Genomic DNA, 13,422 nt, shown 5'->3' with positions numbered 1-13,422 from the left:
TGACCGTACGTACATGTGCTTAGGCCGATCGGAAGCGCTCGTCGAGGCAGTCGGCTCGTTGATTGTGCCGCGTATTTCGAGATCCGTCACGAACCGGGATCGGCGAGGTTTTCCGCGTTGAGGAAGAGCGTGGGCATCATCGCGCGGATCGCTCCCACGACCACGCTGTCGCCGGACGAGAGGCTCGCCACCGCACCCATCGCCATGCCCCGCACCCTCGCTCCGTCCGCGACGGCGTTGAACATCTCGGCCACGTCGAGCCAGGTCACGCCGGGGCGCAGTCGCAGGTCGTACCGGGCCGCCAGCTGCTCGTAGGTCGACGCCCACGCGGCGATCCACTGCTCGTACCGGGCCTTCAGATAGCGCTGTACCCGTGGATGGTTGGGCAACGCGACCCAGACGATGGTCTGCAGACTCCACAGCGGATCCCGCATCGTCGCGCTCATCACCGCGTCCGCGAGATAGCGTGCGAGCTGGGGGAACGGCAGGCCGGCGGGCAGATTCAGCGCCGCCTCCCGCAACTCGTTCATCGTCCTCTCCGTGAGCGACGGCCGCATGAGGTAGGCGATCAGGTCCTCGGTGTAGCGGCTCTTGTAGCGCCACCGGTCCCGGAACATCCCGACCGTGAGCATCGTGGGGCGGTCCTCGCCCGCGGCGATCCGGTCCGCGCGCTCGATCAGCCGCGCCTGGGAGAGCCCGGCGAAGAGCCGGGTGCCGGCGTCGTGCTCGTCGAGCATGTCGGGGCCGCGGTGGTCCAGGAGGTCGTCCCGCAGCAGGTGCAGGCCGATCTCGAGGAACGCCCTGGTCTCCGGACTGTTCGCGATCTTGGTCCGGGTCGTCGGGCGGGCGTCCGCCGCGACGTTGGACAGGATGGTCGACAGGTCCTCGTCCCGCTGCATCGTCTCCTCGCCCGAACCTCCGGACCGCCACCTCCAGCGTAGGACCTCCAGGTCTGGAGGTACCAGGCTCGACCGCACGGTCTCGTGGCTCCGCGTACGCACGAGCGGTCTCGCCCCCGCTCCCGAAAGGGCTTGGACGTGCTCCTGCCGGGGCTCCGAAAGTGGTGCTGACCAGCACTTCCGGCACCTGAGAAGGGCAACCCGATGCCCCCACGTGACGAATACCCGCCGGGTCATCCCGCGCCGGGCCCGGATGTCCGCACCGTGGTGATCGCCGCCGCAGCCGGTGACGAGGGTGCCTGGCGCGCCCTGGTCGAACGCTACGGCCCGGTGGTGCACCGCGTCGCCCGGGGCTTCCGGCTCGACGAGCGCGACACCCAGGACGTCGCCCAGATGGTCTGGCTGCGGCTCTGGGAGAACCTGGCGTCGATCCGCGAGCCCCGGGCGCTGCCGGGGTGGATCGCGACGACGACCCGCCACGAATGCCTCCGTACCCTGCGCGGCCGCCTCCGGATGGTCCCGCTCGACGAGCCGGGCACCGAGGCGCCGGCGGACCATCCGGATCCCGACGACGCCCTGCTCCGGGCCGAGGCGGCGGAAGCCGTGCGCCACGGACTCGCCGAGTTGCCGCCCGTCCAGCGGGAACTCCTGGCCCTCCTGGCGGCCGAGCCCGACCTGACCTACCGGCAGATCGGGCGGCGGCTGGGCATGCCCGTCGGCAGCATCGGACCGACCCGGGCACGTGGACTGGCCCGGCTCGGGGCCACGACGGCCGTCCTGCGGTACCGGGCGGTGTGAGACGTGCTCACGACCACGGGGCGAACACCGACCTTCCCTCCGGCACGGTGCCGGACAGCTCCGGGCAGTGCCGCCGGATCACGTCCGCCATGCCGCCCCGCTCCACCCAGTCCAGGCCGAGCTCGGTGTAGATCTCCGGCCGGTAGTCCACCGTGAGGAACCGGTCGCTCTGGAGCCGTCGGGACGCCATGAGGAGGAAGATGCGGAACGCCGTGTCGCTGAAGCCGAAGCCGGCCGGGGGCTGCTCGGCCAGCAGCCCGACGACGGTGTCCACCCGGTCCACCTCGCCGTACAGCTCGGCGAGCGTGGCCCGGGTCGACGGGTCGTCCGTCAGCTCGGCGAAGCTGCGCACCGGAGGCATGTGCAGGGCGGCGCGGAACTCGTTGTACCGGGGAACCCCGCGGGTCCGGGTGCGGAGGATGTCGACCACCGCGAGATCCACCATCTCCCCGTCCCGCTCGAACGCCCGCAGCGCGTTCGGGAAGTTGTGCAGGGAGACCGCCCCCGGGCTCGCCTTGCCGAAGGAGAACACCGCGTCCGGCAGCCCGATCCGGCGGTGCATCTTCTCGGCGCCGAGCCCGTGGATGTCCAGGAACTCCGCACGTTCCCGCTCCCGGCCGGACGCGTGGTCGAGGAACACGTAGTCGTCCGGGATGAGGGGATGCATGCGGTAGACGGTGACGAACTCCTCCGTGAGCGCGAACGGCACCCCGTCGTGCCCGGGCGACGAGCCGGGGATGCCGTGGACCGCACGGGGATCGAGCAGCCGCAGTCCGAACCGGGTGAGCAGATGGCTCTGCGCGCCCCGCCAGTTCACGTTCAGCGCCTGGTCGATCACCTCGGTCGCGAGGATGGCCGGGGTCCACTCCACGGTGTGGATCTTCGCGATGAGTGCGGACACCACCAGGCGGGCGGTCTGGTACGTGCGCTCGGGCCCGAGGCCGGGGTACTCCTGTTCGAGCGCATCGCACACGGCGTTGTGCTCACGGGCGAAGAGCGTCTGCACGATGCTGAGCCCGAGCCACCAACTGTCCGAGAAGCCGGTCAGCGGGAGGCCGCGATCGAGCGGCAGGTGACCCCCGTCGAGGACCAGGCGCGCACCCCGGCCCTTGTCCTCCCGCAGCTCGCGGGCGCGCTCCTCGTCCGCGCCGTAGACCTCCGAGCCGTCCCACCAGTGCGAGGTCGCGTTGATCCCGGCGTCCGCGTCCCGGGCGATCAGCATCTCGCGATCGGGCGGGCCGTCACCGGGGCGGTTCCGCCACGGCCGGCCGGGAGGGAGGGGAAGCCTGATCGGGTCGTCCGCGAGGGGCCTGCGCCGGTGGTTGACCCAGTCGTGGACCTGGAACTGGATCCACGCGGCGGCGAGGACGTTCAGCGACGGTGCGGGGATGAAGCGTCCGCGCGTCATCAGCCGGTCGGCCACCGAGATCGGGTCGGGCGATCCGAGCACCGTCGGCCCGTTCGCCATGTTCCGGCCGAACACCGTGCCCACCGAACCCATCGCGGGCTCGGACAGGTCGTTGTCCCGCCCGGTGTAGGTCCGCCCCGTACGGGCCTCCGCGGACGGGGTCGCCGGCGACCGCACCTCCACCGAGTCCGGCCGCGCCGGATCGATCAGGTTGTGCTGCCGCAGCCGCCGCCGCATGAGGGAGAGGTTCAGCAGCGCGAGCGGCGTCGGAAGCGCGTGCCACGGACGGACCCGGTCCACCACGCGGAACACCGTGCCCGCCGCCGCGGCGGCGAGGGCCTGCCTGCGGGGCTCGTCCTCGGGGTACCGCTCCGCCGAGCGACAGGCGCTGCTCGCCTCGTACGCCGCCCGGCGAGCCCGGTTGAGGTTCCCGAGGGGCCGGAAGTCGTCCGTGGTGTTCCACGGGTTGAAGGCGAGACGTTCGACGCGGTGCTCGGCGAGCACCGACTCCGCGCTCGCGCACTCCCGCTGCGGCAGCACGAGCCGGGCGACCGGTTCCCACGGTGCGTCCCAGCGCTTCGCCGTGTCCTCGACCGGGGTCCGTCGCTCCGAGACGAACCGCTGCACCTCGAACGCGAACACCACCTCGCCGGCGCTCAGCCGCCGGGCGAGGTCTCCTCGCAGCCGGCTCGCACCGTCGACCTTCGCCGCAGCGGGGGTGACGAGCGGTCGGAGCCGGTACCGGACCGGGCCGGCGGTGCCCCAGAGGATTGCCCCGCGCGACCAGTACGTCTCCTCCGCGAGGCTGTCCACCGTTCTGGCCGATCTCGCGAGGTTCCGCACGATGCGCAGCGTCGCCCGCGGCCCGACCCGCAGCGGCAGCCTCGTGAGGAGCCCGACGAGCCTCCCGGCCCGCGAGGTCCGGCCGGCCGTCGCGACGGCCATCGCCACGAACTCGCGCGCGTTCGCCGCCGGCGAGACCTCGAAGTTGGTCATGAGCAGGTCGTGGCTCACCCCGTCCGCGTGCACCCGTACGGCCAGGCCGTACAGATCCGGTTCGGTGTCGGGGCGCGGCATCCCGCTCGCGGCGGAGAGCCGCACCGTGACCGGCAGCGTGGCGCCCGGGACGAAGCAGCCCTGCCGGAGGTCGGGGCCGAGAGCCGGCCCGACCTCCAGGCGGGCGTCCTCGACACCCAGCAGCGGGCGGGCGTGGAAGGCCCGGCGGACCGACCGGAGGCCGGCCCGCCGCCTGTTCCGCTCCTGGACCCGCATGATCTCCCGGGCCATCGCCTCGAAGATCGGGATCTCGGCCGCCGGGGAGCCACCGTCGTACCGTTCGTACCGGCTCGTTCTCGTGACGTCCATGTCGCGGTCCTTCCGGTCGGAGCCCGTCTCCCGGTGGGAGGCGAACCCGTTTTCGCCTGATACCGGTCGGTGACGTCGAGCTTCCGGAGCACCGCGGTGGGGCGGCCGCCGCGACCGCGGCGCACGGACCGACGAGGTGACCCGCTCGGGCGTGGGTCGTCGGCCCGTCATCGCCGGTGCAGCGCGTGCGCATGGTTTCGGGATCCGTCGAGCCGCCGCAGGTGGCCCGGCGCACAACGCTAGCCCCGGCGACGGGCGATGACCGTACGTACATCTGCCTACGCCGGTCGGACGTGTCGTGCCGTGCCCGTCGGGCGCCCCCTCCCGAGCGGAGCTCGGCGCCCGGCCTGCTCTGCCCCGGTCAGCCCAGGAACTCCTCCGCCCCCAGGTCCAGGGCGTGGGTGAGGTGCCGCTCGGCCATCGTCGCGAACATCCGCCGGCCGCGGTCGTCCACGCCGACGAGCATCGACGCCCCGATCGTCATGCCGACGCCGCAGAGGGTGGCCCGGCGGTGGTCCTCGCGCAGCCGTGCGAGCGGGTAGTCCCGCACCCCGTGGGCGTTGAGCGCGCGGTGGTAGCCGGCCAGCAGGGCGTCCTCGTGGGCGCGCCGGTCGGCGACGGTGAGGCTCGCGCCGAGCAGGTAGGCCACGTCGCTGGCCGCACTCGCCTGCCCCACCGTCTGCCAGTCGACGACCACCGGCCTCCCGGCGCCGAACAGGACGTTGTCGACGCGCAGGTCCCCGTGGGCGAGGCAGCGCGGGGCGGTGTCCCGTTCGGCCCAGGCCGGCAGGGCCTCGACGAAGCGGGCACCGAGCTCCGCGCCGCCCGCCGGCAGGTCCGGGCCGTACTCGGCCTGGAAGCCGGGCCACAACCGGGTGAGCAGCGCACCCGTCGCCTCCCGCTCGGGGTGGGGGCGGCGCAGCCAGTCCTCGGCGTCGAGCCGCGGGTCGGCCCAGTACGCCGCGTGCAGCCGGGCCGCCTCGGCCAGCACCGCGGCCGCCTCGTCCGGTGTGCAGCCGGTGAGCTGGTCGCCCTGCCGCGCCGGGGCCAGGTCGTCGAGCAGCAGCGTGAAGTCGCCGGTCGCCTCGTCGTACGAGGCGAGCCGGCAGGCCGGCAGCCGCAGCCCGGCGCCCGCGGCGAGGCGCTGGTAGAAGCGCACCTCGCGCCGGTACTCCCCGCCGGCGCGGCCGCGCTCGCGGCTCTTCGGGTCGGGCGACGGGAACTTCCCGACGACCGTCGCCGGTCCGGCGCCGGGCGTGTCCCAGGTGAGATGGAACCGGACGCTCTGCCCGACCAGGCCGGTCCCGATCCGTTCCGCCCGCACGGTGGTGACCCCGGCCGGGCCGCCGAGCGCGCCCGTCAGCCACTCGGGCGTGACGGCCGCGGGATCGGCGACGGGGGCGGGCAGCTCCGCGGTGCTCACCGCGCGGCCGGCGCGTCGAAGGTGCCGGTGAAGCCCGACGGCCGGTGCGGCCCGATGGCGAGGTGCTCGAACACCCCGATCCCGCTGCGGCCGTCGCTCTCCACCCGGACCAGCTGCTGGACGTGCACGTTCTCCGGCGCGGCCGGGTCGAGGTCGGCGGTGCGCCACTCGGAGCCGCCGGTCTCCTGCTCGCCGTGCCACACGCCGTGGGCCCAGGCGGGGTGGAAGTAGCCGATGCCGCGCATCCGGAAGGTGAGCAGCGGGGTGACGCGGGTGGTCCGCTCCTTGCCGTCCCAGCCCGCGGTCCGCAGCGTCGCGGCCCGGGCGAGCCGGGCGCCGGGCTCCCACTCGATCTCGACGTCGGCGGTCCGGGCGTGCTCGAGCGGGGTCGACTCGTCGGCCCCGGGCAGCAGCGGCACCACGCAGGCGCTCTCGTAGACGTGCCGGCCCTCGGCGTCGTCGACCAGCGCGAGGTGGGTGCAGTGGTCGTCGAAGTGCAGCGGCGCCCATACCCAGAAGAACTGCGGCGGCTCGGTCGGCGGCGCCCCGCCGGCCGGCTCGCCGACCGCCCGTACGCCCCACGACCGGTCGCGCGTCCCGGGCGCGCCGGTGCAGGTCAGCTCGGCGTCACCGCTGCGGTACCGGCCCTCCCACGTGCCCCACTGGGTCAGCCGGGTGTAGTCCATCGTCGGGGTCACCCCGGTGTGCCGGATGATCCGCGGCTCCTCGACGGCGGGCGTGCGGGCCCGGAACTCGAGGTCGGCGGCGAGCGCCTGGTCGGGGGCGTCGACGCGCACCCGCAGCACACGCAGGGGCTCGACCACCTCGACCGTGATCGGTCCGACCGCCGTCGCCGCGGCCCGGTCGAGCGGGGCGCGCGCCGACGAGTGCACCGAGCGCTGCACCCCGTCGTGGAGCACGCTGAACGACGCGTCGACCACCCGCCGGTTCGGGTAGAGGCCGAGCGCGAGGGCGAAGAAGAAGCCGCCGTCGGGGTCGTAGCCGTTGAAGAAGTACCGGTCGTAGTAGTTCCGGTCGCCCGTGCCGGGGACCGCGACCGGCTCGGCCGTCTGGTGGAGCGGGTAGTCGTCGAACGTCGTGATCACGCGGACCGCCTTCCCACGCCGCCCCGTCGCGGCGTGCCCGACCCGGACGCTACGAGCCGGGCGCGGCGCGGTCAAACACCTGCATCAAAGAGCCTTCTCCCGGCGCGCCCGGCCGGATACCGTCGATCACGTGCCGACGACGTCACCCCTCGTGGACCTGCTCGATCCCGCCGCGTTCGCCGGCGGCCACCCGCACGGGCAGTACCGCTGGCTGCGCGAGCACGACCCGGTCCACCGCCACGCCGAGCCGGACGGTCCGGGCTTCTGGGCGCTGACCCGGCACGCCGACGTCCGGGCGGTGGGCCGGGACGCCGAGGCGTTCTCCTCCGAGCCGACGATCATGATCGCGGACCCGCTCGAGCCGGGCGACGGCGTGCACAAGATGATGCTGATGGCCGACGGCGCCGACCACACCCGGCTGCGGCGGATCGCCGCACGGGACTTCGTGCCGCGGGCCGCCCGCCTGCTGCGGCCCCGGATCCGCGAGCTCGCCCGGGAGATCGTCGGCGCGGTCGAGGGGCGCGGCGAGTGCGACCTGGTCACCGACCTCGCCGGGCTGATGCCGTCGTACGTGATCGCCGAGCTGCTGGACATCCCGCACGCCGAGGGCGTCGCGCTCTACGACCTCACCGAGGCGATCCACGCGAGCCCGGACGAGGAGCGGGCCGGCCCGACCGGTGCCGAGGCCGTCGAGCAGATGTTCGCGCACGCCCACGCGTTGTGGGAGCGCAAGCGCGCGCACCCCGGGGACGACCTGGCGAGCCGGATCGTGCACGCCTCGGCCGGGGACCGCCCGCTCGACGAGCTGGACTTCGCCCTGTACTTCCTGCTGCTGATCGACGCGGGCGGGGACACCACCCGCAACCTCGTGGCGGGCGGGATGGAGGCGCTGTTCGCGCACCCCGACCAGCTCGCCGAGCTGCGCGCCGACCCCGACGGGCTGCTGCCCACCGGCGTCGAGGAGCTGCTGCGCTGGGTGAGCCCGGTCGTCCACATGCGCCGGCGGGCCACCCGCGACACCGTGCTCGGCGGGCGGGAGATCGCGGCCGGCGACAAGGTCGTCCTGTACTACGGGGCCGCCAACCGGGACCCGGCCCGGTTCCCCGACCCGGAGCGGCTGGACCTGCGCCGCACCCCCAACGACCACCTCGCGTTCGGCGGCGGTCCGCACTTCTGCCTCGGCGCACACGTCGGCCGGATGGAGATCGACGCGATGCTCCGCGAGATCCTCGCGCTGCCCGGGCTCGAGCCGACGGGTCCCGTGGAGTGGCAGCGCTCGACCTTCATCACCGGGCCCCGCCGGATGCCGGTGCGGTTCCTCTCGGGCTGACGCCGCCCGCACGCAGAGGCGCCGGCCGGTCGAAGGGCGTCTCGACCGACCGGCGCCTACCTGGCTGCCTGGCGAGCATCTCGACGGACACCACCTCCTACCGGGGGCCGGCGGCCGGGGAGCGGCCGCAACACGACAAGGGTCGCCCCGGCGGGCCCGGCGGGGCACCGGCCCCGCGACGCCAAACCGCGGGCGGGGCCTGGGCCCGGCGGGACGGTGCGGGATCAGGGCCCGCGACCCGCGCATGATCCGCCCGCCCGGGGGTAGGCGAACCCGCTGCCGTGGTGAGGAGGCGCGTGATGCCGTGCTGCCGTAGCGACCGGGCGTTGCGCCGGGAGAACGCGAACCTGCGGCGGCTGGTCGCCCTCTCCTCGGCCCTGACGGAGCTGCTCGACGAGGACGAGATCGTCGACCGCGCCATGGCCGCGGTTGCCGCGCTGACCTCCTGCAGCCCGGTCGCCACGCTGCTCGACGAGGGCCGCGGGGGTGCCCGCTCCCCGGACGGGCACCGCGTCGACCGGCCGGACCTGGCGGCGCGCCTGGCCGAGCTCGGCGACGCCGACGGCGACGTCGCCGCTCAGGCGGGTACCGGCTGGGCCAGGGCGTTCGCGTTGCGCGCCCTCGACGCCCACGAGGGGCACCTCGTGGTCGCGTGCGACGACATGCCGCCCCGGGAGCACCTCGACGTGCTGCGGATGCTCGTGCAGCAGACGAACCTGGCGCTCGGCACCGCCCGGCTGCGCGGCCGCGAGCACGCCGCGGCCCGGGAGATGCGCCGGGCCAACGCGTCGTTGGCGGAGGCGAACGCCGGGCTCACCGCCGCCGTCACCGACCTGCGGCGGCGGCGGGACGCCCAGGAGCGGCTGGCCGCCGCGGTCGCCGCGGAGTCGGGGGAGGCGGGCATCGCGGCCGAGGTCCATCGGCTGACCGGCCTGCCCGTGGCCGTCGAGGACGCCGTCGGCGGGCTGCGGGCCTGGGCCGGGCCGGGGCGTCCCGAGCAGCCCTGCCGGGCCGAGCGGCGGCGGCGCGCCGCCCTGCTCGACGCGGCCTGCCGCAGCCCCGCCCCGGTGCGCGACCGCGACCGTCTGGTGGCCGTGGCCCGGCCGCGCGACGAGGTGCTGGGCGTGCTCGCGCTCGTCGACCCCGGCTGCGACGCGGGGGAGTACGAGGCCTTCGTCCTGCAGCACGGCGCCCTCATGCTGACCGTCGAGCTCAGCCACCAGCGGAACCTGGTCGAGACCGAGCTGCGGCTGCGCCGCGACCTCGTCGACGACCTGCTCGCCGGCACCGACGACGCCGGCGCCCGGGCCCGGGCCGAAGCGCTCGGGCACGACCTCACCGGCCCGCACCGGGTGCTGGTGCTGCGCTGGCCGGCGCAGGAGGGCCTGGTCGGCGCCGTGGAGCAGGCCACCCGGGCCGCCCTCGGCGGGACGGCCCTGCTCACCCGGCGTCCGGACGGCCTCGTCCTGGTGGCGCCCGAGCCCGAGGAGCCGAACGGGCGCTGCCCGTGGGAGGAGCTGCACCGGGCCGTGACCGACCGGCTGCCCGCCGGCGCCGGCAGCGGCGCGGGCGCGATCGGCGTCGGCGCGGTCTGCCGCGACCCGGCCGGACTCGCCCGCTCCTTCCTGGAGGCGCAGCGGGCGCTCACCGTGCGCCTCGGCTCCGGCCGGCCCAGCGGGGTGACCCGGTACGAGGACCTCGGCATCTACCGCGTCCTCACCGTCGACGGCGACGACGGCGAGGTCCGCGGGTACGTCCGGGAGTGGCTCGGTCCCCTCCTCGACTACGACTCGACGAACGGCGCCGAGCTGGTCCGCACCGTGTGGCAGTACCTCGAGCAGGGCGGCAACTACGACGCCACCGCCCGCGCGCTCCTGATCCACCGCAGCACGCTGCGCTACCGGCTCCGGCGGATCAGGGAGATCAGCGGGCTCGACCTGGGTGCCGTGGACACGCGGCTCAACCTGCACGTGGCCGCGCGGGCCTGGCACCTGCTCCACGGGGTCGTGTGAGGGAGCGGGACCGCTCAGCCGGTGTCGGCGGTGGCGTCGTGCGGCGCGCCCACCGGTTTCGACTCCGGTGACCCGCGCTCGCGCAGGAAGACCGCCAGCACGGCGAACGACCCGACGGCGAGCAGCTCGGACTGCCAGTTCTGCAGCGTGCGGTTCCAGAAGTCCGGCTCGGCCAGGTAACCGGCCCAGGACACGCTGTCCTGGCGGTCCGCGAGCTGCTCGGCGTTGAACGCGGCCCACCCCGCGACGGTCTGCGCGGTCCACGAGGCCAGGAACACGAGCCCGACGACCAGGCCCAGCGAGCGCGAGTACACCCTGGTGCGCAGGCCACCCGCCGCGGCCGCCGGCGGCGAGTCGTCCCGGGCGTACCGGCCCACGGCCTGCTCCTGGTCGGACTCGCGGCCCGCCTCCCCGAGCGGCTTCGACTCCGGCGAGCCGCGCTGCAGCAGCCACACCGTCGCGATCGTGTAGAGGAAGAACTGCAGGTACTCGGACTGCCAGTTCTCGGCGACGTCCACCCCGAAGCTCGACGACGTCACGTACGTCCAGAAGCCGGGGTCCTCGCCGCCCGAGGTCAGCTGCTGCTGGGTGTAGTCCGCGTGGCCGGCGACGGCCTGCCCGCAGAGCACGAGCAGGAAGCCGAGGCCGAACGCGAGGCTCAGCGCGTTCTCCCGGAGGAAGCGCCTCATCGGTGGAGCACCCCCGTGGCCGTGAACCAGGCCAGTCCGAGACCGATGATCAGCAGGTAGGTCAGGAAGAGTGCCCGGGTGCCGCTCATGGTCCCTCCAGGGTGCAGATGTAGGGCGCCTCGCCGCGCGGCACGCAGCCGGCGGCGGCGACGCGCCAGCCCCCGGACGTCCGGGTGAGGAAGAGGCTGTCCGCGGTCGTCCGGACCTGCGCCCGGTCGGCCCACTCCTCGGCGCCGACGACCGTGCCGCCCGGCAGCGCGACACGGGCCAGTGCCGTCTCGCACGGGCCGCCGCGCTGGTGCTCCAGCGTGTCCCGCGTCGCGGGCGCCAGCAGGCCGCACTCGGTCCGGACGTCGCCCGCCGCCGCGGCGCCGACGAAATCGCGGGCGACGGTCTCCGCGCCCGAGGACACCGTGCCGCACCCCATCAGCAGGAGCGGAGCCACGAGCAGGGCCGGCACCGCCGCCGCGGCCCGGTGACCGACCCGCCCGGCACCCGCCGGCGAGCGAGACTCCATGGCCGGGTGTATCCGCGGGCGCGCAGTCCAAACAGGAAGTCGCCGAGCGGCCGGGACCTACAACGACATGCGGTGCCGCTCCCCGGTCGCCCACCCCTCGGCGAGCGGCACCGAGTACCAGATCTCCAGCGTGACCGAGGCGAAGAGCCACTCTCCGTCGACGCGGGCGTAGGTGTCGGCGAAGCGCCCGGAGAACAGGAAGCTCGTGCCGTGGTAGATCGGGGTGGCGAACAGGTGGCTGGTGCCGGTGGCCGTGTTCCCGGCGGCCCCGTCCACCTCGACCGAGTGCCCGTGCACGAACTGCCGCACGAACGGCGCCCCCGCGTCGGCGGGGAGCAGCCGCGGGATCGCGGCGAAGAACTCCCCGACGGCCGCGCGGCCCGAGGCTCGGCCGAGGTAGTCGTAGTCGAGCTCGGCGTCCTCGGTGAACAGCCCGCCGATCTCCGCCCACCGGTCCGTGTTGACGAAGTCGTGGAAGCTGTTGCGCAGCCGCCGGATCGCGTCATGCGACTCCAGGACCTCGACCCTCCGCCGCAGGGCCGCGAGCTCGGCGGCGAGGTCGGAGGCGGGGTCGGGGCTCATCGGGCCCGGAAGGTGAGCGGCAGCGACTGCATCCCGTGCATCACGTAGCTGGGGTCGTAGCGCGGGACGAACCCGGGCTCGGCGAGCGCGATGTCGTCGAGCCGCTCGAGGAGCACCTCGAACCCGATCCGGGCCACCGCGCGGGCCAGCGGCGCCCCGATGCAGGAGTGCGGCCCGTGCCCGAACGCCTGGTGTGAGCGGAGCTTCTCCCGGTCGGCGTCGTACTCGTCCGGGCGGTCGAAGACCTCGGAGTCCCGGTTGCCCGAGGCGTAGACGACCCAGACGTGCGCGCCGGCCGGGATCGGGACCCCGCCGAGCTCGGTGTCGGCCGTCGCGACCCGGAACAGGCCCTGCACCGGCGACTCCAGCCGCAGGCCCTCCTCCAGGCACCGCGGCAGGTCCTCGGGGTGCTCCCGCACCCGGGTCATCAGCGCGGGGTCCTCGCAGAGCATCATCATGAACGACGAGATCAGCTTGGTCGTGGTGTCCGCACCGGCGCCGATGAGCTGGCTGAAGAACCGGACCATCTCGTTGGGCGTGAGCGGGGCGTCGCCCTCGTTGCGGGCCTGGACCACCGCGGTGATCAGGTCGTCCTTCGGGTTCAGCCGGCGGTCCTCGACCTCGTTCTCGAAAAACGTCCAGAACTCGATCTGCGTCTCCAGCGTGCCGAGCAGCTCCTCGTCCGTCATGGAGGTGCCGATCGTGGAGTTGATCGCGTCCGCCCAGCGCCGGAAGTCCCCGGAGTTCTCCACCGGCACACCCAGCAGGGTCGCCAACGCGTGGATCGGGGCGGGGGAGCAGAAGGCGGGGACGAGGTCGACCTGCCCGTCGCCGGCGAACCGGTCGACGAGGGCGTGGCACATCTGCCGGATCTGCGGCTCGATGCGCGCCACGGACCGCGGGGTGAGCGCCTTGTTGAGGATCCGCCGGTGCCGGCTGTGGTGCGGCGGGTCCTGGGTGAACAGGACGTCGCCGCGGCTCATGACCACCCGGACCCGCTCGGCGAACTCCGGCGTCACGTCCGTCATCGCCCGGGTGATCGCCGCGATCGCGCCGGACACCGTGGGGCCCATCGGGTTCTGGCTCGAGAACAGCCGCGGCTGGGTGTTGACCCTCTCGATGTCCGCGTGCCGGGTCACGACGTAGATGTCGTACTCCGGGTCGTGGAAGACCGGGGCGGTGCGCCGCAGCTCCGCGTAGTGCGGGTACGGGCAGCGCATCGCCTCCTGGTCCTGGTCGAAGACGGGCTTGGTCGGTCGGTTCTCCGTGGTGGTCATGCGCGTCCCCCGACTG

General features: G+C 74.3%; 11 protein-coding genes. 3 read left to right on the top strand and 8 right to left on the bottom strand.

The genetic code is table 11. The annotated features are described in order from the left end of the window. Window positions 1–86 precede the first annotated feature (86 nt). The gene (locus PKE99_RS25160) at window positions 87–899 is read right to left on the bottom strand and encodes a hypothetical protein (RefSeq protein WP_037038552.1); all 813 of its coding nucleotides are present in this window, start codon (window positions 897–899) and stop codon (window positions 87–89) included. Window positions 900–1,103: 204 nt separating this feature from the next. On the opposite strand from PKE99_RS25160, the gene PKE99_RS25155 reads away from it, so the two are divergent. Beyond that, a complete protein-coding gene (locus tag PKE99_RS25155) occupies window positions 1,104–1,697 on the top strand; it encodes an RNA polymerase sigma factor (protein ID WP_051736466.1) in 594 nt (197 codons plus the stop codon). Window positions 1,698–1,704: 7 nt separating this feature from the next. Here the strand turns inward: PKE99_RS25155 and PKE99_RS25150 are convergent, their stop codons facing one another. From PKE99_RS25150 to PKE99_RS25140, 3 genes are all read right to left on the bottom strand, one after another. Further along, complete coding sequence (locus tag PKE99_RS25150; RefSeq protein WP_037038556.1) at window positions 1,705–4,470, bottom strand: peroxidase family protein; 2,766 nt, start codon at window positions 4,468–4,470, stop codon at window positions 1,705–1,707. 361 nt (window positions 4,471–4,831) lie between these two features. Beyond that, complete coding sequence (locus PKE99_RS25145) at window positions 4,832–5,893, bottom strand: aminoglycoside phosphotransferase family protein (RefSeq protein ID WP_037038558.1); 1,062 nt, start codon at window positions 5,891–5,893, stop codon at window positions 4,832–4,834. Then, complete coding sequence (locus PKE99_RS25140; protein ID WP_037038560.1) at window positions 5,890–6,999, bottom strand: Rv3169 family protein; 1,110 nt, start codon at window positions 6,997–6,999, stop codon at window positions 5,890–5,892. Before PKE99_RS25140 ends, PKE99_RS25145 begins: the two co-directional genes overlap by 4 nt. A gap of 130 nt (window positions 7,000–7,129) precedes the next feature. On the opposite strand from PKE99_RS25140, the gene PKE99_RS25135 reads away from it, so the two are divergent. Both PKE99_RS25135 and PKE99_RS25130 read left to right on the top strand, forming a co-directional pair. Then, window positions 7,130–8,329, top strand: coding sequence for a cytochrome P450 (locus PKE99_RS25135; protein WP_081923596.1), 1,200 nt, complete (start codon window positions 7,130–7,132; stop codon window positions 8,327–8,329). 299 nt (window positions 8,330–8,628) lie between these two features. Next, a complete protein-coding gene (locus PKE99_RS25130; RefSeq protein ID WP_037038563.1) occupies window positions 8,629–10,341 on the top strand; it encodes a helix-turn-helix domain-containing protein in 1,713 nt (570 codons plus the stop codon). A 14-nt stretch (window positions 10,342–10,355) separates the two neighbouring features. Here the strand turns inward: PKE99_RS25130 and PKE99_RS25125 are convergent, their stop codons facing one another. The 4 genes from PKE99_RS25125 to PKE99_RS25110 form a co-directional block, all read right to left on the bottom strand. Beyond that, window positions 10,356–11,030 (bottom strand): DUF6766 family protein, encoded by a 675-nt coding sequence (locus PKE99_RS25125; RefSeq protein ID WP_037038564.1) that lies wholly within the window; start codon window positions 11,028–11,030, stop codon window positions 10,356–10,358. 85 nt (window positions 11,031–11,115) lie between these two features. Beyond that, on the bottom strand, window positions 11,116–11,547 hold the full coding sequence (locus PKE99_RS25120) for a hypothetical protein (protein ID WP_051736468.1): 432 nt from the start codon (window positions 11,545–11,547) through the stop codon (window positions 11,116–11,118). Between the two features lie 57 nt (window positions 11,548–11,604). Beyond that, window positions 11,605–12,129 (bottom strand): nuclear transport factor 2 family protein, encoded by a 525-nt coding sequence (locus tag PKE99_RS25115; protein ID WP_037038565.1) that lies wholly within the window; start codon window positions 12,127–12,129, stop codon window positions 11,605–11,607. Continuing rightward, entirely contained in the window at window positions 12,126–13,406 is a 1,281-nt protein-coding gene (locus PKE99_RS25110) for a cytochrome P450 (RefSeq protein WP_051736469.1), read from the bottom strand. Before PKE99_RS25110 ends, PKE99_RS25115 begins: the two co-directional genes overlap by 4 nt. Between the last annotated feature and the right edge of the window lie 16 nt (window positions 13,407–13,422).

It is taken from the genome of Pseudonocardia halophobica (assembly GCF_027922425.1).
Classification (GTDB): Bacteria; Actinomycetota; Actinomycetes; order Mycobacteriales; family Pseudonocardiaceae; genus Pseudonocardia; species Pseudonocardia halophobica.
Note: the sequence above shows the minus strand (reverse complement) of the source record. Positions and strands in the feature narration are given on the sequence as shown.